The organism is Haloferax sulfurifontis ATCC BAA-897 (genome assembly GCF_000337835.1).
In the GTDB taxonomy this organism is placed as follows: Archaea; Halobacteriota; Halobacteria; order Halobacteriales; family Haloferacaceae; genus Haloferax; species Haloferax denitrificans.
The window spans coordinates 31,690-54,871 of the sequence record NZ_AOLM01000002.1 but is presented as its reverse complement, the minus strand read 5'-3'; the positions used below and the strand labels follow the sequence as shown (position 1 = coordinate 54,871).

22 protein-coding genes and 3 tRNA genes are annotated in these 23,182 nt (G+C 65.3%); 14 read left to right on the top strand and 11 right to left on the bottom strand.

What is annotated here, in order from left to right; all coding sequences use genetic code 11:
* Positions 1–102: 102 nt before the first annotated feature.
* Entirely contained in the window at positions 103–1,476 is a 1,374-nt protein-coding gene (locus tag C441_RS00325) for an MgtC/SapB family protein (RefSeq protein ID WP_007273266.1), read from the bottom strand.
* Between the two features lie 584 nt (positions 1,477–2,060).
* Between C441_RS00325 and C441_RS00320 the strand changes: the two genes are divergently transcribed.
* Positions 2,061–3,452 (top strand): ATP-binding protein, encoded by a 1,392-nt coding sequence (locus C441_RS00320; RefSeq protein ID WP_007273265.1) that lies wholly within the window; start codon positions 2,061–2,063, stop codon positions 3,450–3,452.
* A 50-nt stretch (positions 3,453–3,502) separates the two neighbouring features.
* On the opposite strand, the gene C441_RS00315 is transcribed toward C441_RS00320, so the two are convergent.
* The 4 genes from C441_RS00315 to C441_RS00300 all read right to left on the bottom strand — a co-directional run bounded on the left by C441_RS00315 (position 3,503) and on the right by C441_RS00300 (position 7,836).
* Positions 3,503–3,577, bottom strand: a tRNA-Glu gene (locus C441_RS00315).
* 86 nt (positions 3,578–3,663) lie between these two features.
* Complete coding sequence (locus C441_RS00310; protein ID WP_007273264.1) at positions 3,664–5,643, bottom strand: 3-hydroxyacyl-CoA dehydrogenase/enoyl-CoA hydratase family protein; 1,980 nt, start codon at positions 5,641–5,643, stop codon at positions 3,664–3,666.
* A 141-nt stretch (positions 5,644–5,784) separates the two neighbouring features.
* Positions 5,785–6,366, bottom strand: a complete 582-nt coding sequence (locus C441_RS00305) for a DNA-3-methyladenine glycosylase family protein (protein WP_007273263.1) — start codon at positions 6,364–6,366, stop codon at positions 5,785–5,787.
* Positions 6,367–6,474: 108 nt separating this feature from the next.
* Entirely contained in the window at positions 6,475–7,836 is a 1,362-nt protein-coding gene (locus tag C441_RS00300; protein ID WP_007273262.1) for a putative ATP-dependent zinc protease, read from the bottom strand.
* 131 nt (positions 7,837–7,967) lie between these two features.
* Between C441_RS00300 and C441_RS00295 the strand changes: the two genes are divergently transcribed.
* From C441_RS00295 to C441_RS00270, 7 genes are all read left to right on the top strand, one after another.
* The gene (locus C441_RS00295) at positions 7,968–8,993 is read left to right on the top strand and encodes a succinylglutamate desuccinylase/aspartoacylase family protein (RefSeq protein ID WP_004969332.1); all 1,026 of its coding nucleotides are present in this window, start codon (positions 7,968–7,970) and stop codon (positions 8,991–8,993) included.
* A 111-nt stretch (positions 8,994–9,104) separates the two neighbouring features.
* A complete protein-coding gene (gene sdhC / locus C441_RS00290; RefSeq protein ID WP_004969333.1) occupies positions 9,105–9,500 on the top strand; it encodes a succinate dehydrogenase, cytochrome b556 subunit in 396 nt (131 codons plus the stop codon).
* Positions 9,500–9,871 (top strand): succinate dehydrogenase hydrophobic membrane anchor subunit, encoded by a 372-nt coding sequence (locus tag C441_RS00285; protein WP_004969334.1) that lies wholly within the window; start codon positions 9,500–9,502, stop codon positions 9,869–9,871. The genes sdhC and C441_RS00285 overlap by 1 nt, the downstream gene beginning before the upstream one ends.
* The gene (locus tag C441_RS00280) at positions 9,871–10,752 is read left to right on the top strand and encodes a succinate dehydrogenase/fumarate reductase iron-sulfur subunit (protein WP_004969335.1); all 882 of its coding nucleotides are present in this window, start codon (positions 9,871–9,873) and stop codon (positions 10,750–10,752) included. Before C441_RS00285 ends, C441_RS00280 begins: the two co-directional genes overlap by 1 nt.
* A 55-nt stretch (positions 10,753–10,807) precedes the next feature.
* Entirely contained in the window at positions 10,808–12,655 is a 1,848-nt protein-coding gene (locus C441_RS00275; protein ID WP_007273261.1) for an FAD-binding protein, read from the top strand.
* A 159-nt stretch (positions 12,656–12,814) separates the two neighbouring features.
* Positions 12,815–12,912: transfer RNA gene (locus tag C441_RS19410), tRNA-OTHER, on the top strand.
* Between the two features lie 235 nt (positions 12,913–13,147).
* Positions 13,148–13,366, top strand: coding sequence for a helix-turn-helix domain-containing protein (locus C441_RS00270; RefSeq protein WP_004969337.1), 219 nt, complete (start codon positions 13,148–13,150; stop codon positions 13,364–13,366).
* Between the two features lie 12 nt (positions 13,367–13,378).
* On the opposite strand, the gene C441_RS20720 is transcribed toward C441_RS00270, so the two are convergent.
* Positions 13,379–13,537: a DUF7563 family protein gene (locus C441_RS20720; RefSeq protein WP_004969338.1), complete on the bottom strand. Its 159-nt coding sequence runs from the start codon at positions 13,535–13,537 to the stop codon at positions 13,379–13,381.
* A gap of 276 nt (positions 13,538–13,813) precedes the next feature.
* Between C441_RS20720 and C441_RS00265 the strand changes: the two genes are divergently transcribed.
* Positions 13,814–14,233: a hypothetical protein gene (locus C441_RS00265; protein ID WP_004969339.1), complete on the top strand. Its 420-nt coding sequence runs from the start codon at positions 13,814–13,816 to the stop codon at positions 14,231–14,233.
* A gap of 79 nt (positions 14,234–14,312) precedes the next feature.
* On the opposite strand, the gene C441_RS00260 is transcribed toward C441_RS00265, so the two are convergent.
* Both C441_RS00260 and C441_RS00255 read right to left on the bottom strand, forming a co-directional pair.
* Positions 14,313–14,386, bottom strand: a tRNA-Thr gene (locus tag C441_RS00260).
* 11 nt (positions 14,387–14,397) lie between these two features.
* Entirely contained in the window at positions 14,398–14,955 is a 558-nt protein-coding gene (locus C441_RS00255) for a GNAT family N-acetyltransferase (protein ID WP_007273260.1), read from the bottom strand.
* Between the two features lie 328 nt (positions 14,956–15,283).
* On the opposite strand from C441_RS00255, the gene C441_RS00250 reads away from it, so the two are divergent.
* The 4 genes from C441_RS00250 to C441_RS00235 are packed head-to-tail and all read left to right on the top strand — an operon-like array spanning position 15,284 to position 19,200.
* On the top strand, positions 15,284–16,222 hold the full coding sequence (locus C441_RS00250) for a branched-chain amino acid ABC transporter permease (RefSeq protein ID WP_007273259.1): 939 nt from the start codon (positions 15,284–15,286) through the stop codon (positions 16,220–16,222).
* The gene (locus tag C441_RS00245; protein ID WP_007273258.1) at positions 16,219–17,586 is read left to right on the top strand and encodes a branched-chain amino acid ABC transporter permease; all 1,368 of its coding nucleotides are present in this window, start codon (positions 16,219–16,221) and stop codon (positions 17,584–17,586) included. The genes C441_RS00250 and C441_RS00245 overlap by 4 nt, the downstream gene beginning before the upstream one ends.
* The gene (locus C441_RS00240; protein WP_007273257.1) at positions 17,579–18,442 is read left to right on the top strand and encodes an ABC transporter ATP-binding protein; all 864 of its coding nucleotides are present in this window, start codon (positions 17,579–17,581) and stop codon (positions 18,440–18,442) included. Before C441_RS00245 ends, C441_RS00240 begins: the two co-directional genes overlap by 8 nt.
* Positions 18,439–19,200: an ABC transporter ATP-binding protein gene (locus tag C441_RS00235; RefSeq protein WP_004969344.1), complete on the top strand. Its 762-nt coding sequence runs from the start codon at positions 18,439–18,441 to the stop codon at positions 19,198–19,200. The genes C441_RS00240 and C441_RS00235 overlap by 4 nt, the downstream gene beginning before the upstream one ends.
* Positions 19,201–19,233: 33 nt before the next feature.
* Here C441_RS00235 and C441_RS00230 read toward each other — a convergent pair whose 3' ends face one another.
* The gene (locus C441_RS00230) at positions 19,234–20,415 is read right to left on the bottom strand and encodes a hypothetical protein (RefSeq protein WP_007273256.1); all 1,182 of its coding nucleotides are present in this window, start codon (positions 20,413–20,415) and stop codon (positions 19,234–19,236) included.
* Positions 20,416–20,629: 214 nt separating this feature from the next.
* A complete protein-coding gene (locus tag C441_RS00225) occupies positions 20,630–21,943 on the bottom strand; it encodes an ABC transporter substrate-binding protein (protein WP_049920345.1) in 1,314 nt (437 codons plus the stop codon).
* 186 nt (positions 21,944–22,129) lie between these two features.
* On the opposite strand from C441_RS00225, the gene udk reads away from it, so the two are divergent.
* Complete coding sequence (gene udk, locus C441_RS00220; protein ID WP_007273254.1) at positions 22,130–22,825, top strand: uridine kinase; 696 nt, start codon at positions 22,130–22,132, stop codon at positions 22,823–22,825.
* Between the two features lie 36 nt (positions 22,826–22,861).
* Here the strand turns inward: udk and C441_RS00215 are convergent, their stop codons facing one another.
* On the bottom strand, positions 22,862–23,182 hold the full coding sequence (locus C441_RS00215) for a DUF5785 family protein (protein ID WP_004969348.1): 321 nt from the start codon (positions 23,180–23,182) through the stop codon (positions 22,862–22,864).

The following is a 23,182-nucleotide window of genomic DNA, read 5'->3' as shown; positions in this document are numbered from 1 at the left end:
CTCGGCGTACCTCAAGCCATCGGCTCGCCCGGCGACCGGTCGGCGCGCCGCTCACACGCCCGCGTCAGGCGTCGGTTGCACGCCCGTGTCGATGCCGACCGCTCAGGGCTGAACGCCGACGGTGGTGACGATGACGACCCCGACGAGGCCGGCGGCCACGAGGAGCGCGCTCCGGCGGGCCACCGGCCCGAGGAGTTTCCGGTCGACGCTGGCCGCGAGCGCGACCTTGACCGCGATGCTCGCGGCGGTGCCGGCGAGGACCCCGACGACGGCGGTCGTCTCACCGATGGTACCGCCGCTGTAGAGCGTGACGGCGGTCGTGACGACCGACCCGCTCGACACGAGCCCGCCGAGGAAGCTCGTCACGACGAACCCGGTCGCGCCGAAGTACTCCTGTGCCGCCGCGGAGGCGAGCAGGACGAGGAGGAAGAAGACGCCGAACCGAAGGGCGCTTTCGAGGCTGAACGGCGACTCGAACGCCACGTCGAGGTCGACGTCCCATTCGAGGGAATACAGCGCGTAGCTCACCCCGACGAGCACGATGAGTCCGAGGGGGACGCCCACCTCGACCGCGAGTTCCGGGACGAACACGGCGACGAGCGAGAGGTTCCGAAGCGCCATCGCCGCGTCGGCCATCAGAATCGCGCCGGCCGCGAGCGGCCGAATCGACGGGTTTCGAGTGGTCCGACCGGATATCTCGCCGATGACGGCCGTCGAGTTCACCAGCCCGCCGAAAAAGCCCGTGATGGCGATGCCCCGCTCGCCGTACCGCCGGATGATGACGTAGTTGACGAAGCCGATGGCGCTCACCGCGACGACGAGTAGCCAGACGGTCCGGGGGCTGACGGCGTCCCACGGGCCGACCTGCCCCTCGGGGAGCAACGGGTAGACGACGAACGCGATGATGGCGAACTCGACGGCGCTTCGGACCTCGTCCGTCGTCAGTCGCCGCGCGAACCCGTGGAGTTCGCGCCGCAGGACCAACAGGAGCGACGAGGTGAGCGCGACGACGACCCCCTCGATGACGAAGCCGCTTACGACCGCCGCGCCGACCGCGTAGGCGACCAGAAGCGACGTGGACGTGGTGAGAGAGAGGCTCACGCCGCGGTCGTCTACCCGGGGGACTCCGGCGTCGTCGCGGCGGGCGTCGTTGGCTTCGGTGTCGGTACCGGTGGTGAAACCCGCGTCGGGTTCGGCGTCGCCGTCGCCATGCCGAACGTTCGTCCGATGTTCGAACAGCCCGCGACTCCCGAGCAACACCGCCTGCGCGACGACCAACAGCCCGCCGACCGCGAGGAGGATGTCGCTCCCGACCGCGACGGCGATGCCGCCGAGGAGGCTCATCAGCGTGAACGTCCGAACGCCGGCGCTCTTTTTCGACCGCTCGCGCTCCAAGCCGAGGAACATCCCCAACGCCGCCGCGACGAACAGGCGGGCGACCACGGGGTCGAGTTGCGAGACGAACTCTTCGAGCATCACCGACTCCTCGTCTCGGGACGGTCGGGTTCCATGCTATCGTCCATATTTTAATTGCCATCGTTAAAAACGTGCAAGCTAATCGGGTCGGTCCGCGGGCGACGGGTCGGTCGGGGACGTGCAACGCAGTCGTTCACTCTCCGAAGATAGTTCAGCAGGGGGCTGATCAGTCAGGGAGTTGAACGCCACCCGCAACACGTTGCTCGCTAGTTCAAATCCCCTCTGCTCCGATCTCTCTTCGTCACGTTGTTTCCCAGAGAAGTGCTCGGGAGGGGATTTGAACCTCTGTCCTCGGCTCGAAAGGGCTCCCTCGTTCGCCGGGAACTCTCCCACACCGAGTGCACCCACTTCCGCGCAACCGCGGTTTCCGGCCGCCTGACTAGACGCGCGCGGGCCACCTACTCAACTCACCAGACGCTTGTCCACCGGCCAAGTTCGATTCGGCGGTATTTCGGTGTTGCCAGACGAACGACTGCTACTCCGACGCGCATCGAAGTACACAGCCTACGTATGATACTTCAAAGTATCATACTCTAAAGTACGATAACGACAAGAATTATCATGTGCGACATCGTGAGCCGGGTATGGACAGGTTCGTGGACCGAACCGAGGAACTCCTCCGACTTCGCTCACTGTACGAGTCCGAGTCCGCGGAACTCGCCGTCGTGTTCGGTCGGCGGCGACTCGGAAAGACGGCGCTGGTCAAGCACTCGCTCCAGGAGTACGACGACGCTGTCGTCTACCAGGCGCGACAGAAGACGCGCGCACTGCAACTCGAACAGTTCGTCGAGGTCGCCGCGGACACCTACCCGGGCGTCACGCGCATTCGTGACGACTGGGAGTACGTTCTCGGCTATTTGGCGGACCAAGACGCGATCGTCGTCCTCGACGAATTCCCGTATCTCGTAGCGCAAGACGAGAGTCTGCCGTCAGTCCTGCAAGCTCTGTTCGACCACGAACTCGATGACTCGGCGGCGACGTTCGTGCTCGTCGGGTCGTCGATAAGTATGATGGAAGAGGCGGCGTTGCTCGGGAACAGTCCGCTGTACGGTCGGTCATCTCTCAAACTCGACATCAGACAGCTTCCGTTCGACGCCGCAATGGAGTTCTTCGACGATGCCTACACACCGGCGGAACAAGTGCTGACGTGGAGCGTGTTTGGCGGCGTTCCGTACTACCTCGAAGAAGTCCTCCCCGACGCAACACTCGCTGAGAACGTTCACCGAACGATTCTGTCTCGACACGGCACTCTCCACGACGAACCGGATTACGTGCTCCGAATGGAACTCACCGAGCCGACCCGCTACTTCTCCATCCTCGAATCTATCGCGGGTGGGAACACGAGCCGAAACGAGATTGCAGGTACCACCGGGATCGACTACAATCAGTTGTCGAAGTACCTGAATCGTCTGTCCCGGCTCCGACTCGTCGATCAACACGTCCCAGTTACCGAGCAGAAAACCCGCAGTAAACGGAGTCGGTACCGTATTCGAGACCCATTCTTCCGCTTCTGGTTCAATTTCGTGTACGGGTCGGGCGAGCAGTACGACGCACTCGGCGAAGACGCGTTCGAGGCGCTCATCGAACCGGAGCTTCCGAACTTCGCGTCCGGGTCGTTCGAAGAGCTCTGCGGTGGCGCGCTCCGGACGTTGTACCCGCAATACACGATTTCCGACGTCGGTCAGTGGTGGTACAATGAGCACGAGATCGACGTGGTCGGCCTCACGACCGGTGACACACTACTCGTCGGCGAGTGCAAGTTTCAGCAGTCACCACTCGGGTACGGTGCGCTCGCGTCTCTGGAACGACACACCGAAGAGCTCCGCTGGACGCCGGACAGCGGTGGTCCTCGTGAAGAAGTCTACGCGCTCTTCTCGCGGAGCGGGTTCAAAGCATCCGTCGAGGAAGCAGCTGCGGAACGAGACGACTTGCGACTGTTCACGGTCGAAGACGTCGTCGAAGCACTTGGGTCATAGCCAGAACCGAGAGACACGGAGACCTCTCGGAGGATTGTGTTCGTGAGAAGTGCTCGGTCAGGGATTTGAACCCTGGTCCTCGGCTCGAAAGGCCAAGATGATTGGCCGGACTACACCAACCGAGCGTCTGCATTCACGAGTGGTCGTTGGACTATTTTAAGCGTTGCGTTCCATCGCGGGTGAGTGAGAGGAACCCACCCACGACGGCCGATTACTCGCCCGTGAACTCGGGGTCGCGGTCGCTCGTGAAGGCGGCGACTCCCTCCATCAGGTCAGTGGTCGTGAACACCAGTCCGAACGCCTGTGATTCGACTTCGAGACCGGCGTCGCTGTCTTCCCACGCGCTGTGCATGGCGCGTTTGGTGAGTCGCTGGGCGACGGGCGGTCCCTGTGCGAACTGTTTGGCGTACTCGAACGCGTCGGTCTCGAAGTTCTCGCTCTCGAACAGTTCGTTGACGAAGCCGTAGTCGGCCATCGTCTCGGCGTCGTACCGGTCGGCGGTGAAGATGATCTCCTTCGCTCGACCCGTGCCGACGATGCGCTGGAGTCGGACGGTGCCGCCCCACCCGGGGACGAGACCGAGGTTGTGTTCCGGTTGGCCGAACTCGGAGCGTTTCGTGGCGATTCGGAGGTCGGCGCACATGGTGAGTTCCATGCCGCCGCCCAGACAGAAGCCGTCGATGGCGGCGACGACGGGCATATCGCTCGCTTCGAGTTTGCCGAACGTCTGTTGGCCCGTCCGGGAGAGTTCGGTGCCGGTCAGGGCGTCGGGGCCGCTCGCGGCGATACTGGTCACGTCCGCACCGGCGGAGAAGGCGCGTTCGCCGGCCCCCGTGAGGAGGACGGCGCGAACGTCGCCGTCGTCGGAAAACAGGTCGATGGCCGTCGACAGCTCCTCGATGAGCTCCGTGCTGATGGTGTTGAGTCGGTGCGGGCGGTCGAGCGTGATGTGGCCGACGCCCTCGCGCACGTCAACCGAGATGGTGTCGAACGCGGGGGCGTCGTCGGACCCCTCGTCGCCGTCGCCGTAGAAGCCCTCGCCGGACTGGGCGAGGTCGCGGAGGTACGCGACGGCCTCGTAGCGCGCTTCGCCGGTCTCGTCGTGCAGGTCGTCGAGCGCGTCGACGAGGGGGGCGATACCGGCGCTGTCGGCCATCTTCGCCGGGCCGTCGGGGAAGCGTCCGCCGAGTTTGACCGCGCGGTCGATGGCGGCTGGGTCGGCCACGTCGTTTTCGACGAGGCCCGCGACCTCGTTCGCCATGACGCCCAGCAGGCGGTTTTTGACCCCCTCGCTCCCCTCGTCGTGGGGGACCTCAGCGCCCTCGCCGTCCTCGTAGTCGTAGAAGCCCTGCCCGGTCTTCTGGCCGAGGTCGCCCGCGTCGACTTTCTCGGAGAGGAGCGGACAGGGTTCGTAGGCGTCGCCGAGCACCTCGTGCATGTATTCGAGGACGTGGAAGCCCACGTCGATGCCGACGTAGTCGGCGAGTTCGAAACTCCCCATCGGGAGGCCCATGTCGTACTTCGTCGTGGAGTCGACTTCGGCCATCGTCGCGTCGCCGGCGTGGACGATCCACGCGGCCTCGTTCATCAGCGGGACGAGGATGCGGTTCACGATGAAGCCGGGGCTGTCCTTGCGGACGCGGACGGGCGTCTTGCCCATCGACTCGGCGAGGTCTTCGACGAGGTCGAGCGTCTCGTCGTCGGTGTGCGCGCCGGAGATGACTTCGACGAGGTCCATGCGGACCGGCGGGTTGAAAAAGTGCATCCCGCAGAAGCGCTCGGGTCGCTCCGTCACCTCGGAGAGTTCGGTGATAGAGAGACTGGAGGTGTTGGTGGCGAAAACTGTGTGGTCGGGGGCGTGTTCCTCCAACTCGGTGTACACCTCCTTTTTAATCGACATTTTTTCCGGGACGGCCTCGATGACTACGTCGGCGTCGGCGACGGCCTCGGCGAGGTCGACCGCGGTCGACACGCGGGCGAGCGCCGCGTCGGCGTCCTCCTGCGAGAGTCGGTCCTTCTCGGCGAGTTTGTTCAGCGACCACTCGATTTTGTCGTAGCCCTGCTGGACGAACTCGTCTTCGATGTCGCGCAGGACGACGTCGTAGCCGGCGAGCGCCGCGACCTCCGCGATGCCGTGGCCCATGTTGCCCGCTCCGAGAACGGTGATACTGTCGACGTCATCTACGTTCATGGAAGAACGTTATACTGCGTCGCGGTTTCAACGTTTCCCTCGTCTGAGATGTAAACGTAAGCACTGTTTATTCCCCCGCCGAACAACATCGCCGCAGTCAGTCGATTAACTGGGTCAGTTCGGCTTTCCACCCATTCGCCGTTAGTCCACGCACCGCCAGAGATACCGGCTGGCGTAGCTCCGATACGGTGCCCATCGCTCGGCGCGCTCGCGCATCTCGCCGCGGGAGACGGCGTCGCGCTCGAAGCCGAAGACGTGCTCCATGCCGCGTCGAATCCCGAGGTCTTCGACCGGGAACACGTCCTCGCGGGCGAGCACGAAGATGAGAAACATCTTCGCGGTCCAGTCGCCGACGCCGCGAATCTCTGTGAGCGCCGCGACGACCTCGTCGTCGTTCATCGCCCGAAGCGATTCGGCCGACAGGCCGTCTCGGAACGCGTCGGCGACGTTGCGGACGTAACCGACCTTCTGGTTCGAGAGGCCGCAGTCGCGGAGGACGGCCTCGTCGGCGGCGAGTATGCCTTCGGGGGTGACTTCGACGCGGTCGAACAAGCGGTCCCGAATCGTCGCCGCCGCGGTCGTCGAGAGCTGTTGGTTGACAATCGAGACGACCAGTCGCTCGAAGGGGTCGTCGGCGGGGTCGAGCGAGAGCGGGCCGTGCTCTTCGACCACGTCGCCGAGATGCGGGTCGGCCCGGAGTTCGCGGTAGGCGTCGTCGCTCATCGACTCGTGGTTGGGCCGTCGGGGAGAAAAGTGCGCGTTTCTCGGGGGCGGTCGCGGGCACGCGCGACCGAGGCGAATGCGTCGGGCGCGGTCGCGCCGGCGGCCGACTTACTCTTCGAGGAGTTCCTCTTCCTCGTCGTCGCTGTCGTTGCGGTCGGCGTTGGCGCGGCGGCGCACGTCCACGCGGTAGTGTTCGAGGATGTCGCGCCCGAGGAGAAGCGGGTAGTCCATGTGCGAGCGGTCCTCGACGCTGGCGGTCACGGTGTGCTGGGTGCCGCCGATACCGATGACGAGGTCGACCACGGGGCGGGCCTTCCCGCTCTTGAGGCTCCCGGACTTCACGCGCGTCATGCTCTTGATGGGCCCCGCACCGATTTCGGCGGCGAGGCTCGTGTCGATGCTCGTCCGGGTCGCGCCGGTGTCCGACTTGGCGAGGGTCTGCTGGGAGCCACTGGTCCCGTTGACGACGACCTCCTCGATGTAGCCGATGATGGGCGCTTCGCCGTCGAAAATGGGCGACTCGTTGGGGGCACACGAGGGGACGGAGTCGTCGAGCGTCGCCGACAGTTCCTCGACGCGCGTCTCGTCGACCTCGCCGCCCGCGCGCTCGATTGCGAGCTTGGCGATGTGCGGGGCGGGGCTCTTGCCCGTCGCCTGATACAGACCTTTGAAGCCGGCGGTCGGGTTGGCTTCGAGGACGAACCAGCCGTCTTCGCCCTCCACGAGGTCGACGCCGACGTAGTCCATCTCCATCACTTCGGCCGTGTAGAGCGCCGTTTCCCGCGCTTCCTCGGGCATCTCGTCGGTCGCGTTGAGCACGTCGCCGCCGAGAGCGACGTTGGTCCGCCAGTCACCCTCCGGGGCGTAGCGGTACATCGCGCCGATGATTTCGCCGTCGACGATGTAGACCCGCAGGTCGCGGTGGCGGTCGCCGTCGCGGTCGATGAGCTTCTGGAGGAACGCCTGCCGGTTGCCGACCTTCGGGTTGACGGGTTCGGTCAGGTCGACCTTCCACGTCCCGCCGCCGTGGGTACCGATGGCGGACTTGTAGACGCCGACGTCGCCGAAGCGCTCGCGGCCCTTGTTGAGCCGGTCGTTCGAGAGCGCGAGGAGCGCGTCGGGCACCTGGATGTTCCAGTTGGCGAGCGTCGCGGCGGTGGCGAACTTGTGGATGGCCGCGAGGACCGCGTTCGGCTCGTTGAGCATCGGCCGGATGCGGTTGAACGTCGTCGCCAGCCCGAGCAGTTCCGCGGGTTCCTCGGTGTTCGACAGGAGCAGTCGGTTCGCGATGATGTCCACCTCAGGCTCGACTGTCACCTCGCCGTCTTCGATGCTGACCGCCGCGTTCTCCCGACGGAGCCACACCGGCTCGTGACCGAGGTCTTCGACCGCGTTGAGGATTGCCTTCGTCTCCTTGCTGTTGTGCAGAGAAAGCACGCCGACACGCACGGCGTCGTCTGTGGTGGACATACTCAGTTGATGTCCTCCTGGTTTCAAAGGCATGACGGTCGAGAGCCGGAGGCCCCCGGTTCGCAACTGCGAGGGCGGCGTCGGGCGGTCCGTCGCGACCGTTTATAACCCCGGCCCTCCCATCGCATCACATGGCCGACAACGAGGCCTTCACCTACAACGGCGGGAAGGTCGAGCCGGGCGAGACACAGGACATCCGGTACGGCATCTCCGAGACGTATCTCGGCGACCCGGTTCGCATCCCCGTCACCATCATCAACGGGGAGCGGGCGGGGCCGACCGTGTTCCTCTCCGCCGCCGCCCACGGCGACGAACTGAACGGTATCGAGGTCGTCCGCGAGGTGGCCTACGAGTGGGACCTCGCGGACCTCGCGGGCACGCTCGTCTGCATGCCGGTGATGAACGTCCCCGCCTTTCTCGCTCAACAGCGGTACCTCCCCATCTACGACCGCGACCTGAACCGGTCGTTCCCCGGGTCCGAGACCTCGACGGGGGCAAAGCGGATGGCCCACCGCATCTACCAGAACTTCATCGCGCCCTGCGACCTCGGCATCGACTTCCACACGTCGACGCGGGGGCGGACCAACATGCTCCACGTCCGCGCGGACATGTCCGACCCCGCGGTCGCGCGCCTCGCCAACGCCTTCGGCTCGCACGTCATCATCGACAGTTCCGGGTCCAGCGGGATGCTCCGCACCGAGTCGTCGGCGAGCGGAACGCCGGCCATCACCGTCGAGATGGGCGAGGCCCACCGCTTCCAGCGCGAACTCATCGACGAGGCGCTCGCGGGCGTCGAGAGCGTCTTCGCCGAGTACGGCCTCCGGGAGACCTCGACGGTCAACTGGCCGGGCTGGCGGACCGTCATCTCGGACGAAAACGAAAAGACGTGGCTCCGCGCCGACGCGGGCGGCATCGTCGACATGCACCACGACCGCGGCGCGCTCGTCCACGAGGGCGACCGCATCTGCACGATTACGAACCCGTTCAAGGACGACAACGTGACCGTCGTCGCCCCCTTCACGGGCCTGCTCGTCGGCGTCCTCGAAAACCCGGTCGTCTACCCCGGCAACCCGCTTTGCCACCTCGTCGAACTGAAGGACAAGGTGCGGCGCGTCGTCGAGCGCGAGCAGTCCGGCGCTCCCGAAGCGACGCGCTGAGACCGGCCGCCCCGACCCGAGACAGCCGTGGGGCCGGCGATTTTTGCCGACCCTCACGAAACTCCATACACGTAAGTTCTATACCCTCCCCTTCCCGACACTCACAGGAGCATGAGTCAGTCTTACAATCGGGGCCTCATCGAGGACTTCAGCAGATGGCGGGAGTTCTCGGCCGGCATGTGGGCCTGGATATTCCACAAGTTCACCGGCTGGGTGCTTGTGGGCTATCTCTTCACCCACATCGCCGTGTTGTCGACGGCCCTCTCGGGCGCGGCGGCGTACACGAACACGATTCAGGCGCTGGAGAGCCTCCTGGTCGTGCGTATTCTCGAAGTCGGACTGCTCGCGGTGGCGGTGTTCCACATCCTCAACGGACTGCGACTGCTGTTCGTCGACCTGGGCGTCGGGCTGGAAGCGCAGGACAGGAGCTTCTACGCGTCGCTCATCCTCACGGGTGTCATCGTCGTCGCGAGCGTCCCCACGTTCCTCTCGGGGGTGAGCATCTGATGGCGGAGCGATACACGTCCTTCGAGCCCGGCGGCCGGCGGTGGCTCTGGCAACGGCTGACCGCCGCGTTCCTCGTCGTGGTGCTGGCGTTCCACTTCTTCCTGCTCCACTTCCTCAACCACGCCGACGAAGTGACGTTCGCGCTCTCGCAGGCGCGCATGGAGCAGTTGACGTACTTCTCGCTGATGATCCTGTTCCTCGTCACCGCGACGTTCCACGGGGTCAACGGCGTCTACAACGCCCTCGTCAACCAGGGCCTCTCGGGCACCCGGAAGACGGCGGTCAAGGCGATTCTCGGTCTCGCGAGCGTCCTCCTCATCGTGCAGGGCGTCCGCACGGCCCTCGCGTGGGCCGGAGGTGTTCCCATCTAATGAGCACGCAAGTTCCCGAATCAGTCGAAGAGGAATCGGCCACCGAAACCGCGTCCGCCGGCAAGCAGAAGCGCGACGCGAAAAAGCGCGAGCGCGCCGAGCGCGTCCAAGAACAGCGCGAGGCCGAGGCGGCCGAGAAAGCGCGTTCCGCGGACGACACCTACCACCTCAAGGTCTTCCGCTACGACCCCGAGGTGCCGGAGAAACAGGAGCCCCGCTTCGACGACTTCCACGTCCCGTACAAACAGGGGATGACGGTCCTCGACGCGCTGATGTGGGCGCGGGACCACTACGACTCCTCGCTGACCTTCCGGCACTCCTGCCGGCAGGCCATCTGCGGGTCCGACGCGCTGTTCGTCAACGGTTCGCAACGACTCGGCTGTAAGACCCAGCTGTCGGACCTCTCGGAGCCGATTCGAGTCGAACCGCTCCCGCACTCCGACGTGGTCAAGGACCTCGTCGTCGACATGGAGCACTTCTACGACCAGATGGAGTCCGTCGAGCCGTACTTCCAGACGAACTCGCTTCCGGACGGCGAACTCGACGAGCAACGCCAGACGCGCGAGAACCGCGAGAAGGTCAAGATGTCCACCCGTTGCATCTGGTGTAGCGCGTGTATGTCCTCGTGTAACATCGCCGCCGGCGACAACGAGTACCTCGGTCCCGCGGCCATCAACAAGGCCTACCGCTTCGCCATGGACGAACGCGAGGGCGAGGACATGAAACAGCGCCGCCTCGAAATCCTCGAACAGGAACACGGCGTCTGGCGCTGTCAGACGCAGTTCTCCTGTACCGAGGTGTGCCCGAAGGACATCCCCCTCACGGAGCACATCCAGGAGCTCAAGCGCGAGGCGATTAAGAACAACCTGAAGTTCTGGTGAACTTCCCGGTGAAACCCTGAAGTTCGACCAACCCTACGACACACCCAAACACACCATGTACGAACACGACGTTATCGTAGTCGGCGCGGGCGGGGCGGGCCTGCGCGCGGCGATTGCGGCACACGAGGAAGGAGCCGACGTGGCCATCGTGTCGAAGCTCCACCCGGTCCGAAGTCACACGGGCGCGGCGGAGGGCGGCATCAACGCCGCGCTCCGCGAAGGCGACTCGTGGGAGGACCACGCCTACGACACGATGAAGGGCTCGGACTATCTCGCCGACGCGCCGGCGGCCGAGACCCTCTGTAAGGACAGTCCGAAAGAGACCATCAAGCTCGAACACTGGGGAATGGCGTTCTCCCGGGACGACGACGGCCGCGTCAGCCAGCGGCCGTTCGGCGGGCTCTCGTTCCCGCGGACCACCTACGCGGGCGCGGAGACGGGCCACCAGTTGCTCCACACGATGTACGAGCAACTCGTCAAACGCGGCATCAAGGTGTACGACGAGTGGCACGTCACCCGGCTGGCCGTCTCCGACGAGGAGACGCCGGAGGACCGAACCTGCCACGGCATCGTCGCCTACGACGTCCAGACCGGACAGGTCGAGGGCTTCCGCGCCCGCAACGGCGTCATCCTCGCCACCGGCGGTCTCGGACAGGTCTACGACCACACGACGAACGCGGTCGCCAACACCGGCGACGGCGTCGCGATGGCCTACCGCGCGGGCGCGCCGATGGAGGACATGGAGTTCATCCAGTTCCACCCGACGACGCTCCCCTCGACGGGCGTCCTCATCACCGAGGGCGTTCGCGGCGAGGGCGGCATCCTCTACAACGAAAACGGCGAGCGCTTCATGTTCGAGTACGGCTACGCGAACAACCTCGGCGAACTCGCCTCCCGCGACGTGGTCTCCCGCGCCGAACTCACGGAGGTCAACGAGGGCCGCGGCATCGAAGACGAGTACGTCCACCTCGACATGCGCCACCTCGGCGAGGAGCGCATCATCGACCGCCTCGAGAACATCGTCCACCTCTCGGAGGACTTCGAGGGCGTCAACCCGCTCGACGCGCCGATGCCGGTCAAGCCCGGCCAGCACTACGCGATGGGCGGCATCGAGACCGACGAGAACGGCGAGACGTGCATCTCCGGCCTGTACGCGGCCGGCGAGTGCGCCTGCGCCTCCGTCCACGGCGGCAACCGCCTCGGCGGCAACGCGCTCCCCGAACTCATCGTCTTCGGCAAGCGCGCCGGCCACCACGCCGCGGGCAAGGACATGGAGGACGCCAGAATCACGACCGGCAAGGAAGGCGAGTACGAACTCGGCGAGGTCGACTCGCCGGTCGAACTCGGCGAAGCGGGCATCGGCGAGGACGCCGTCGCGGACGGCGGGACGGCCGCCGACGCCGGCGCGTCCGTCTCCGGGACCGACCTCGTCCAGCGCGCCGTCGAAGACGAGCGCGAGACCATCGAGACGCTCCTGGAGCGAGACGACGGCATCCAGCAGGCCGAGATTCGCGAGCGCGTCCAGAAGTCGATGACGCGCAACGTGAACGTCTTCCGCGAGGAGTCGGCGCTCAAGGACGCGCTCCGCGACCTCCGCGAGGCGCGCGAACTCTACCAGCAGGTGTTCGTGGCCGACAAGTCGCGGACGTTCAACACGGACCTCCTGCAGACGCTGGAGATGCGCAACATCCTTGACATCGCGGAGGCAATCACGCTCGGCGCGCTCGCGCGCAACGAGTTCCGCGGTGCCCACTGGCGCAAGGAGTACCAAGAGCGCCGCGACGAGGAGTGGCTCAAGCACACGATGCTCTCGTGGAACGACGGCCGCCCGGAACTCTGGTACAAGCCGGTCATCCTCGAAGGCGAGAACAAGACCTACGAGCCGAAGGTCCGGAGCTACTGAGCCGACTCCGACCGCGCCGGTCGCGTCGTCGCAGGCGACATTTCTTTCGACGCCGCCAGCCGCCCAGCGGCGCATCGACGGGCGCTCGACCCGCCGAACCGCGTGCCCGTGACCGAACCCACCAACGGCTATTTGCCCGCTCGACACCTACGCCCGGCCGGAAGGGTGGCTCAGTGGTAGAGCACACCGGCACAGGCCCTCGCGGTCGGACCGGTGGTTTTCAATGGCTTCGCGTGGTTCGACTCCCGCCCCTTCCGTCTCGAAACCGCGACGCCCGGAGCGTTCGGGACTCGACGACCCGCGACTCGCGCTCTTCGACTGTCGTCGAAGTCGGAGGCGTCGAACGCCGGGTTTCGTGCGATGTACGTTCGTGACGAATTCGACGATTCTCCCGAATTCGAGACGTTCGACGCCTCATTCCCGGCCCCCGTTCTTCGACGATTGTTGTAAGAGAGTTTTATTATCGTCGAAGCAAAGAGGATGACAACGACCATGCAACAGACGGTTCCGACCATCGAAGTCCCCGGCGAACTCGAATCGCCCTCGGCCAAACTCGTGTACCTCTATCTCACCACGCACGACGGCGCGTCCATCACCGACCTGCAAAACGGGCTGGAGATGAAGAAAATCGCTCTCTACAGCATTCTCAGCACGCTCTCGAAGCGCGGCTTCGTCCGACAGGACGCCGAGCACTACCACGTCGCGCAGTAACGGCTCGGACCGTTAGTGATTTCTCGGTGAGCGGGCCGCCCGCACCTGTGCGCCGTCGCGGACCATATCCTCGCAGTTCGGACAGACGCGCGGGTCCTCCATGCCATCGGGGGTGAAGACTCGAGCGTATGCGGGCGTCACGAACGAACCACAGTTCTGACATTCCGGCATGGTAACTAGTATCCTCCATGAATATCACATAAGTTTTCTCCCTACACGAGTGCGAGAAGCAAGCCGACGAGGAGGAGCGCGAAGAGGAGGAGCGTCACGGCGAGCATGAACTGGTCGGTCGCGTGCATACCGAACGAGATGCTCCGGGTGAAGATAAAATTCCGTCTCGACGGCGGTCCAGCGCCGCGCAGGGCGGCGTTCTCTAATTTTCTCCCGCGATAACGAGGGGGGTAGAACTAAATTCCCCGCACTCGTCGGGCCCGTAACGGTCCTCCAATGGAGTTCGTGTACGCGCTGTCTGGGTTGTTCGCCGGGCTCTTTCTCGGAGCGGTGGCTGTCGTCACCGCCCTCACGTACACGCCCTACGGCGCGTCGCTGTTCGACACCGCGATAACCGCGCTGACCGGCGTCACGCTCCAACTGGGAAACCTCCTTTTCATCTCGGCGCTCACCGCCCTCGCGTTCGAGGCGCTGGCGATGCTCGGGGTTCGGTATCCGGTCGTCGTCCCCGCGGCGTTCGCGTACGTGTTGACTCACGTCACGGTCTACTACTCGTGTATCCGCATCACGGACCTCCAGTCGGAGCCGCTCGACCCCGACGTTATCATCAAGCATAACCCGTTCCGCGCGCTCGTCCTCGGCGTTCCGGGGTCCCTTCTCCTCATTCGCGTGCGGTCGCCCGCCCGCCGGAACTGACGGCGCGCGTCGAGGCACCGACTGCGACGGTGGCTGGGTGACGACGAGACTCGGGAAGAACGAACGAAACGCCGAAAGAAGCCAGGAGTGGGATTCGAACCCACGAAGTCTCGATTACAAGTCGAGTGCATGAACCGCCCATGCTCTCCTGGCGCGTCTGTCGATTACCCGTCCTCCTTTGAGTGTGTATCGCTTCGCATCGATTTCTCCAGTTCGACGCGGTGGGGTCGATAGCCGTGTCGTCGGTAGAACCGACGGGCGGCGTCGTTGGCCGCCAGCACGTCCAGCGCGACGGTGTCGGCTCCAGCCGCTCCGAGGGCGTTCTCCGCGGCCTCCAGCAGTCGCGTGCCCACGCCGGCGTCTCGGGACGACGGGCGAACGAACAGGTTCCGAATCATCCCGCGGGTCACGTCCTGTTCGTACGCCCCCGCCTCGATGTCGAACATGACGAAGCCGACGAGACCGCCCGCGCCCGCGGCCTCCGTGTCGCTTCCGGCCCCTGTCTCACCCTCCGTGCCACCCTCCGTACCGCCCGCCGAATCGCCTTCGCGGGCGACGAGCACCCCGTCGGCGGCGACGTGCCGAGCCAGCGCCTCCCGAATCGGCGTCCGGTTGGCGTCGGCGCGGAGGTGCGACCCGAACGCCCGCTGGTCCGCGGCGAGTTCGACCCACAGGTCGGCGAGGTCGTCGAGGTCCGAAAACGCCGCCGAACTGACGCGCATGGGGTCTGTCGTGGCTCTATCCGCATTTAAGTGTCGCCGATTCGACTCCAAATCGGGGAATCGCATTCCTGCGGGATGCCGAGTAGGGTCAGTAAAGACGACCGATGGGGAAAGATTTATCTATGTTTATGGTCCGCACATATCATGAGGATAGTTATCAATGGGTATTGCCGAAACCTACTCCCGTGGAAGGCAGTTCGCCATCGAGCGTCCGTTCGCGCTCGTCTTGGCGGTCATCGTAGTCGTACTACTCGGTGACTTACTTCGCGGGTTAGCAACGGGGCAGACGCAGTTTGCCGACATTGGCACGCTCGTCTGGGATGGTCTGATGCGGGGGCTCGTAATCGGCCTCGCGGGCATCGGGTTGTCGATGACGTACAGTATTCTAAACTTCGCTAATTTCTCGCACGGCGACTACATCACGGCCGGTGCGTTCTCGGGGTGGGCGACGACGTACCTCATCGCCGGGTTGGGCCGCGCCGATATCGGCGCGCTCCTGCTCGTCGGGGCCGGGGGGTCGGTCTACGGTGGGACGCTCGGTATCGGGGTACTCTCGACGCCGCTGGCGGTCGTCGCCGGCATCGTCGTCTCCGGCGCCTTCTCCATCGCGCTGTCGCTCGCGGTCGACCGAACCATCTTCAGGCCGATTCGAAACGAGGACGGCATCACGCTTCTCATCACGAGCGTCGGCGTCGCGTTCGCGCTCCGCTACCTGATGCAGTTCGTCTTCGGTTCCGACGTTCGCGGCACGACCGCCCAGCCGCCCTCGGTATCGCTGTACTTCATCGACGGCACGGTCTTCATCAACGCCCACGACATCACGCTCCTCGTCGTCGCCTCGGCGCTGATGCTCGGGGTTCACGTCCTCTTACAGCGGACGAAACTCGGGAAGGCGATGCGCGCGATGGCCGACAACAAGGACCTCGCGCTCATCACCGGTATCTCCACCGAGCGCGTCGTCCGCGCGACGTGGATTATCGGCGGCGGACTGACCGGCGTCGCCGGGTACATGTTCATCCTCTGGAAGGGGACACTCGGGTTCAACGACGGGTGGCTCCTGTTGCTTCTCATCTTCGCCGCGGTCATCCTCGGCGGCATCGGCTCCATCTACGGGGCCATCGCCGGTGGCCTCGTCATCGGGCTGACGGCGTCCATGTCGGTCCTGTGGATTCCCTCGGCGTTCTCGCGGGCCGCCGCCTTCGTCGTCATGATCGTCATCCTGCTCGTGAAACCGTCCGGGCTGTTCAGCGGGAGGGCGACCGCATGAGCGTCCGCGACGACTTCACCGACCGCATTCCGGGCGGCGACGCGGGCCTCATCGTGCTGGTCCTCCTCGCGACGTACCTCGCGTACGTCCTCGCCGGGTTCGTCCTCGGCTACACGCTCCGCGGACAGCTCAACTCCATCGCGACGCTGACGTTCTACATCGGCGTCTTCGCCATGCTGTCGCTCGCGCTCAACCTCCATTGGGGGTACACCGGGCTGTTCAACATCGGCATCGTCGGCTTCATGGCCGTCGGCGTCTACGTCACGGCAATCGTGACGAAACCGACGTACGTCGCCGGCGGCGCGGCGCAGGTCGGCGGTCTCGGTCTCCCGCTTTGGGTCGGCATCCTCGCCGGGATGCTCGCGGCCGCGCTGTTGGGGCTCGTGGTCGCGCTCCCGGCGCTCCGGTTGCGGGCCGACTACTTGGCTATCGTCACCATCGCCATGTCGGAAATCGTCCGGTTCAGCTTCCTCTCGGGCGAACTCCAGCAGTTCCAGCTGTTCGGCAACCGCGTCGGCTTCGGCGGCGGGTCGGGACTCATCCTCGACTTCGCCCCGCCGCTTGAGGCGTTGCTCCGCGGCGTCGGCCTCTGGGACGCGTACCTCGGCTTCGTCGACGCCTTCCAAGTGGTGGTGCCGAGGAACCCCAAGCCGGTCGTCGACGGCCTCATCTACGGGCTGTTGCTCCTCGGCTTCGTCGCGGCGTTCTACTGGTTACTCAAGCGCACCGGCGAGTCGCCGTTCGGCCGCGTGCTGAAGGCCATCCGCGAGGACGAGGACGTGGCGAACGCCCTCGGCAAAAACACGGACCGGTTCAAAATCAAGTCGTTCATGCTCGGCTGTGCGCTGATGGGGCTCGCCGGCATCCTCTGGCTCGTCCCGCAGGGCGCGGTGACGCCGAACTTCTTCCGGCCGCGCGTGACGTTCTTCGTCTGGATTGCCCTCATCATCGGCGGGGCCGGCTCGAACACGGGGAGCGTCCTCGGCGGGGCCGTCTTCGCGGCGGTGCTCTATCAGGGGCCGCGGTACTTCCAGAACCTCGTGACGGCGGTGTTCCCCAACCTCGACTCGCCGTCCGGCTTCGGGCAGGCCATCTCGCCGCTCATCTCGCAGTTCGACCCCGTGCCGTTCCTCCTGTACACGGTCGACAGCATCCGACAGCTCCAACTGGTCGTGATGGGCCTCGTGCTCATCTGGCTGATGCACAACCGGCCGGAGGGGATGCTCGGCTACCGCAAGGAGACGGCGTCGGTCATCCCGCTGTCGCGGCCGAAGTCGATGACCGCCGACGGCGGGGACGACGATTCGGTCCGCACCGACGGCGGTGTCGACGCCGCGGCCGAAGGGGGTGAGACCGATGAGTGACGCCGCCGACCAGCCCGTCGAAGACGTGGCGAACAAGGTCGACGAGGGGGCGCTCGGCGCGTTCGCCTCCGGGGTCGACACGTCGGTCGACTACCCGCTTCAGGTCGAGGGACTGGAGAAGTCCTTCGGCGGCATCACCGCCGTCGACGGCGCGACCTTCGAGGTCGAATCCGGGACGCTCACGGGCCTCATCGGCCCGAACGGGGCCGGCAAGTCGACGACGTTCAACCTCATCACGGGCATGCTCAAGCCCGACGCCGGCACGGTCACGTTCAACGGCGAGGACATCACCGGCGAGGAGCCGCACCAAATCGCCAACCGCGGGATGGTCCGGACGTTCCAAATCGCCCGCGAACTGAGCGAGATGACCGTCCTCGAAAACATGATGCTCGCGCCGAAACACCAGCGGGGCGAGACGCTGTGGCGCTCGGTCATGCCGGGCGTCCGCGACGACGTCCGCGAACAGGAAGAGGAACTGCTCGAACGCGTCTGGGAGGTGCTCGACTTCTTCGACATCGCCCACATCGCAGAGGAGTACGCGGGCAACCTCTCGGGCGGCCAGCGCAAACTCCTCGAAATGGCGCGGGCGCTTCTGACCGACCCCGACATGCTACTCTTGGACGAACCGTTCGCCGGGGTCAACCCCACGCTCGAGAAGAAGCTACTCGAACACGTACACGAACTCCGCGAGCAGGGCTACACGTTCCTGCTCGTCGAACACGACATGGACCTCATCATGAACAACTGTGAACACGTCATCGTCCTCCACCAGGGCTCGGTGCTCACCGAGGGGACGCCAGACGAGATTCGGAGCAACGAAGAGGTCATCGAGGCCTACCTCGGAGGCAACGTATGAGCGTCGACGCCAACACCGACGCGACGAGCGGCGCGGGCGTCGAGGGCCGCGACGACGTGCTCCTGCGCGTCCGCAACCTCGACGCCGGCTACGGCGACCTCCAGATTCTCACCGACGTCGACATGGACGTGTTCGACGGCGAGTACGTCACCATCGTCGGGCCGAACGGGGCCGGCAAATCGACGACGATGAAGTCCGTCTTCGGACTGACCGTCCACATGGGGGGCAACGTCCGGTTCAAAGACGAGGACATCACCGGCCGCCGGCCCGAGGACATCATCCACGTCGGCATCGGCTACGTCCCGCAGAACGACAACGTCTTCCCGACGCTGACGGTCGAAGAGAACCTCGAAATGGGCGCGTACATCCTCGACGAGGTACCGAAGGACGCCATGGAGGCGGTCTACGAGCGGTTCCCCATCCTCAGAGAGCGGAAAGACCAGAAGGCGGGCACCATGTCCGGCGGGCAACAGCAGATGCTCGCGATGGGTCGCGCGCTCATGCTCGACCCCGACCTCCTGCTCTTAGACGAGCCGTCGGCGGGCCTCGCGCCCGACCTCGTCGAGGAGATGTTCGACAAAATCGACGAAATCAACGAGGCCGGCACGGCCATCCTGATGGTCGAACAGAACGCCAAGGAGGCGCTCCGGCGCTGTGACCGCGGCTACGTCCTCGCCAACGGACAGAACCGCTACATGGACACCGGGACGGCGCTCCTCGAAGACGAACAGGTCCGGCAGGACTTCCTCGGCGGATAGCCCGCCTCGAAATCCGGCGTTATTTTTCGGCGATCACTCGCAGACGTACTGGAACGACTCGACCGACGGACCGTCGTCTCCGCCGTTCGAACCCCCCGCCGAGTTACCGCCGACCGTTACTTCCGCAGTCGTGCTCCAGCAGTAACACGCCGGGTAGTCGACCGTCTCCGACCCCGCGGCCGTCTCGACGGTTAGCTCGTACTCGTCGCCGATGGGGATGTCGACCGCCACGGTCGACTCACCGGGTGGGACAGTCTGCGCCGTCTCCGAGACGACCGTACCACCAGAGTCGGTGCCGGCCCCGCCGGCGTCGTCACCGCCGGCATCGGCGTCGTCGGGTCGGACGAGCGTCAGCGTCAGGTCGCGTTCCGTCTCGTCCTCGTTCGTCACGCGAACCGAGGCCATCTCGGGCCATCCAGAGCCGACCCGGAGCGAGCCGTCGTCCGCGACGAGTACCGCGAGCGTCGGCCACGCCCACTTCTCCGGGATGTGCCACTCGTGGGTCGCGGTGCGGCCGTCGTCGGCCTCCACGAACACCTCGTAGGTGCCGTGGGACTTCACGAGCGCCGGCGTCGAAATCTCTCTGTCGGTCGCCGCGTCGAACGCGTGCTCGAAAAAGCGGGTCCCGCCGTGTTCGATGGCGACCGTCAGCCGGGCGTCGGCGTCGCTCCGGTTCCGAATCCCCGCGGTCGGCGGCGAGAAGATGTCCGTCGAGCCCGGCACCGAGTACGGCAGGTCGGCGTCGTCGAGTGCCGGCGTCACGCGCTGTCGCGGTTCGAGGCCGGCGTCGGACGTGACGACGAGTTCGAGGCGGCGCGTCTCGTTCGTGACCGTCCACTCGTAGTCGAGCGTCGCGCCCGTGTCGAGTTCCGCGACGACGCGGTAACGACCGGCGTCGACGAGGTCGTTCGCGACGTTCCGACCGTAGCCGGGGCCGGCACCGACGTCGAGCGAACTGTCGACGCGCGTCTCGTCGCCGTCGGTCACTCGGACCGACAGCGCGTGCGGCTCGTCGTCCTCGTTGACGACCGAGAGACCGGCGCCGGACTCGGAACCCGGCCCCGGCGTGTCTGACTCGGCCGGGCCGTCAGTCGCGGCCGTGGTGGTCTGCGGGTTCGTGGGTGTGTCGGTCGGGGCGTCGGTGTCGGAGAGACAGCCGCCGGCGAGTCCGAGAGCCGACCCGGCGACGGTCGAGAGGAGGGCGCGTCGCTTCATCGACTCGAATCTGTCAGTGGTCGTATGTATATCTTGTGTCCCCCGGAGGCGTGCGGCGGGAAGGCGGAACGGAATAGACGGAAACGGAATAGCTGGAACTGAAACGGACGGAAACGGAACAGGAACGGAGGCGCGAACTGGTACGTGGGCGCGGCGACAGAGCGCAGTCGCTCGCGTCGGCGGCGACGAAAGAAAATTCGGGGTTGTCGTCGGGTTAGTTCTCCGGACCGGACAGCGCCGTCTCGATGACGGAGGAGTACGAGGACTCGCCGATGTTGAACGCGACCTGGTTGTACACCTCGCCGTCGAACGAGTCGCTGAACACGTTCGCGAAGCGCTCGGAGAGCTGTTGGCCGTAGTCGTTGTTGACGTACAGCGTCGAGACCGAGCTGACTTCGAGGCGCTCGGACATGACCTGCGCCATGACGCGGCCCTGCAGGAAGTCCGAGGGTGCGGTCCGGAAGATGAAGTCGTTGTCTTCGAGGTTCGAGACGGACAGCGCCGTCGAGGACGGCGAACAGCCGACGATTTCGTTCGGGATGAACGCCTGCTGTGAGACGGGGACGTTCACGCCGGACGACGCCGACCCACAGACCGAGGGAACGCCCGCGGAGACGAGCGACTGCGCGGCGGAGACACCGGCGTCCGGGGACGTCTGGGTGTCTTCGATCTGCGCGTTGACCGAGAGGCCGGCCGGGTTGGCGTCGTTGACCTGCATGACCGGAATCTGACCGGCCTGAATCATCGGCGCACCGACGGCCGCGAGGTCGCCGGTCTCGGGCAGGAGGATACCGACCGACATCTCGCGGTCGGAGCCGCCCGGGCCGCTGTCCGCCGACGGGCCGTTCCCGTCGGGGTTCTCACCGGCGAACGACTGCGTCTCGACGCTCGACGTGGCGTTGTTCTCGGCGTCGAACTCCCAGATGGCGTACGCGGCTTCCGCCGGGTCGCCGTTCTCGTCGAAGTTGACGGACGACGACGCGCCCTGGTAGTCGATGTCTTCGCCGTTCGCGGCGGCCTCGATACCCTCTACGAGGTTGTCCGGTCCGACGGTCATCCCGCCGGGGTTCGCCATCCGGCGCATCTGATCTTTGATGGCCGGCCCGGAGTTCTCCCCGGCGGCGGCGTTCGCGAGAAGCTGAATCGCGACCGAGTCGTACGTCTGCGACGTGAAGACGCCCGGTGCCGCATCGTACTCGTCTTCGAACAGCTGATTGAACGTCTCTTGGTTCGGACCGCCCGCCGCGGGTGCCGTCCCGGTCACGTTCGCCATGTCGTTGCCGACCTGCCCGGGCATCGAGCCGGAGCGCATCCCGTCGGGCACGAGAATCTCCTCGCTCCCGTCGGACGCGCTGTAGTAGTCACGGAACAGTTGAATACCGCTTTCGGGGTAGCCGATGACGACGAGCCCCTCGGGGCCGCCGCCACCGCCGCCGCCACCGATACATCCGGATAAGCCAGTCAAGCCTGCCGCGCCCGCGGCTCCCACTCCCTTGAGGAAGTCGCGGCGTACGATATCACGTACCATGTGAAAGCCAATGGCAACTCCTACTTATAAAACTTACTTCCCGCGTTTGAAAAGCCATGATAATTGCGACCGACGGCGGTGCGAGAATCGGTTGTGTGAAACTGCCTGTCAACGTGTTTTATATACTCGTCCGCCGAAGCCGGCGAACCGCTGCGTTCAAACCCGTTCGCGGGCGTCTTTGGGACAATGACCATCCCGTCGTTCGTCATCGGTATCGCGGGGGGGAGCGGTGCCGGGAAAACCACCGTGTCCCGACTCATCACGGAGAACGTCGGCGAGTCCGTGACGCGGATTCCGATTGACAACTACTACAAGGACCAGAGCCACTTGGAGATGGACGAGCGCGAGCAGGTGAACTACGACCACCCCTCGGCGTTCGAGTGGGACCTCCTGTACGAACAGCTCTCGGAGTTGCTGGAGGGGAGAGCGGTCGAGATGCCCCGGTACGACTTCGAGATTCACAACCGAAAGCCCGAGCGGGAGACCGTCGAGCCGACCGACGTCATCATCCTCGAAGGGATTCTCGCGCTCTACGACGAGGACGTAAACGAGATGCTCGACCTCCGGCTCTACGTGGAGACCGACGCCGACGTCCGCATCCTCCGGCGCATCCAGCGCGACGCCATCGACCGCGGACGCGACCTTCAGGGCGTCATCGACCAGTATCTCTCGACGGTCAAGCCGATGCACGAGCAGTTCATCGAGCCGACGAAGAAGCACGCGGACCTCATCATCCCCGAGGGAGCCAACAGCGTCGCCGTCACGCTCCTCGAAGAGAAGGTGCAAGCCGAAGTGGAGGGCGACGAGACGCGCACCTGGGAGCGCGACGCTATCGAGCAGAAAGTCCAAGAGCGGACCTCGTTTCGCGGGTCCGGCAACTAGCTCGCCGTCGCGGGCCGAAAACAGATGTCCCGAAGGTTACGCGTTCTTGCCGGTGACGAACTGGTCTGCGCCCTCGTAGAACCAAAAGCCGTTTTCGCGCATCGCCTTGCCGATGGCCTTGTGTAGCTCGACGAAGTCGCCGAACTCCTCGCCTTCGACGTGCTCGAAGATGTCCGCGAGCGAGACGACGCGCTCGTAGTCGAGTCGGATGGGGTGGTCGCCGAACTCCTCGACGAACTCCGCTTTGTTCAGCGGGAAGTCCTCGTCTTCGTCGACTTTCTTCGCGATGACCGCCTGGCCGTACTTGCGTCCGCCTTCGCTCCCCTCTTCGCCGTCCGGGTCGTGTGGCCAATCCAT

What these genes read in the sequence shown, in the direction of transcription:
- C441_RS00285 (WP_004969334.1), top strand. Translation starts at nt 9,500, where the DNA reads ATGGCGGAGCGATACACGTCCTTCGAGCCCGGCGGCCGGCGGTGGCTC.
- C441_RS00250 (WP_007273259.1), top strand. Translation starts at nt 15,284, where the DNA reads ATGCGGGGGCTCGTAATCGGCCTCGCGGGCATCGGGTTGTCGATGACG.
- C441_RS00215 (WP_004969348.1), bottom strand. Translation starts at nt 23,182, where the DNA reads ATGGATTGGCCACACGACCCGGACGGCGAAGAGGGGAGCGAAGGCGGA.
- C441_RS00275 (WP_007273261.1), top strand. Translation starts at nt 10,808, where the DNA reads ATGTACGAACACGACGTTATCGTAGTCGGCGCGGGCGGGGCGGGCCTG.
- C441_RS00255 (WP_007273260.1), bottom strand. Translation starts at nt 14,955, where the DNA reads ATGCGCGTCAGTTCGGCGGCGTTTTCGGACCTCGACGACCTCGCCGAC.
- udk (WP_007273254.1), top strand. Translation starts at nt 22,130, where the DNA reads ATGACCATCCCGTCGTTCGTCATCGGTATCGCGGGGGGGAGCGGTGCC.
- C441_RS00280 (WP_004969335.1), top strand. Translation starts at nt 9,871, where the DNA reads ATGAGCACGCAAGTTCCCGAATCAGTCGAAGAGGAATCGGCCACCGAA.
- C441_RS00240 (WP_007273257.1), top strand. Translation starts at nt 17,579, where the DNA reads ATGAGTGACGCCGCCGACCAGCCCGTCGAAGACGTGGCGAACAAGGTC.
- sdhC (WP_004969333.1), top strand. Translation starts at nt 9,105, where the DNA reads ATGAGTCAGTCTTACAATCGGGGCCTCATCGAGGACTTCAGCAGATGG.
- C441_RS00310 (WP_007273264.1), bottom strand. Translation starts at nt 5,643, where the DNA reads ATGAACGTAGATGACGTCGACAGTATCACCGTTCTCGGAGCGGGCAAC.
- C441_RS00265 (WP_004969339.1), top strand. Translation starts at nt 13,814, where the DNA reads ATGGAGTTCGTGTACGCGCTGTCTGGGTTGTTCGCCGGGCTCTTTCTC.
- C441_RS00245 (WP_007273258.1), top strand. Translation starts at nt 16,219, where the DNA reads ATGAGCGTCCGCGACGACTTCACCGACCGCATTCCGGGCGGCGACGCG.
- C441_RS20720 (WP_004969338.1), bottom strand. Translation starts at nt 13,537, where the DNA reads ATGCCGGAATGTCAGAACTGTGGTTCGTTCGTGACGCCCGCATACGCT.
- C441_RS00300 (WP_007273262.1), bottom strand. Translation starts at nt 7,836, where the DNA reads ATGTCCACCACAGACGACGCCGTGCGTGTCGGCGTGCTTTCTCTGCAC.
- C441_RS00230 (WP_007273256.1), bottom strand. Translation starts at nt 20,415, where the DNA reads ATGAAGCGACGCGCCCTCCTCTCGACCGTCGCCGGGTCGGCTCTCGGA.
- C441_RS00305 (WP_007273263.1), bottom strand. Translation starts at nt 6,366, where the DNA reads ATGAGCGACGACGCCTACCGCGAACTCCGGGCCGACCCGCATCTCGGC.
- C441_RS00235 (WP_004969344.1), top strand. Translation starts at nt 18,439, where the DNA reads ATGAGCGTCGACGCCAACACCGACGCGACGAGCGGCGCGGGCGTCGAG.
- C441_RS00295 (WP_004969332.1), top strand. Translation starts at nt 7,968, where the DNA reads ATGGCCGACAACGAGGCCTTCACCTACAACGGCGGGAAGGTCGAGCCG.
- C441_RS00225 (WP_049920345.1), bottom strand. Translation starts at nt 21,943, where the DNA reads ATGGTACGTGATATCGTACGCCGCGACTTCCTCAAGGGAGTGGGAGCC.
- C441_RS00320 (WP_007273265.1), top strand. Translation starts at nt 2,061, where the DNA reads ATGGACAGGTTCGTGGACCGAACCGAGGAACTCCTCCGACTTCGCTCA.
- C441_RS00270 (WP_004969337.1), top strand. Translation starts at nt 13,148, where the DNA reads ATGCAACAGACGGTTCCGACCATCGAAGTCCCCGGCGAACTCGAATCG.
- C441_RS00325 (WP_007273266.1), bottom strand. Translation starts at nt 1,476, where the DNA reads ATGCTCGAAGAGTTCGTCTCGCAACTCGACCCCGTGGTCGCCCGCCTG.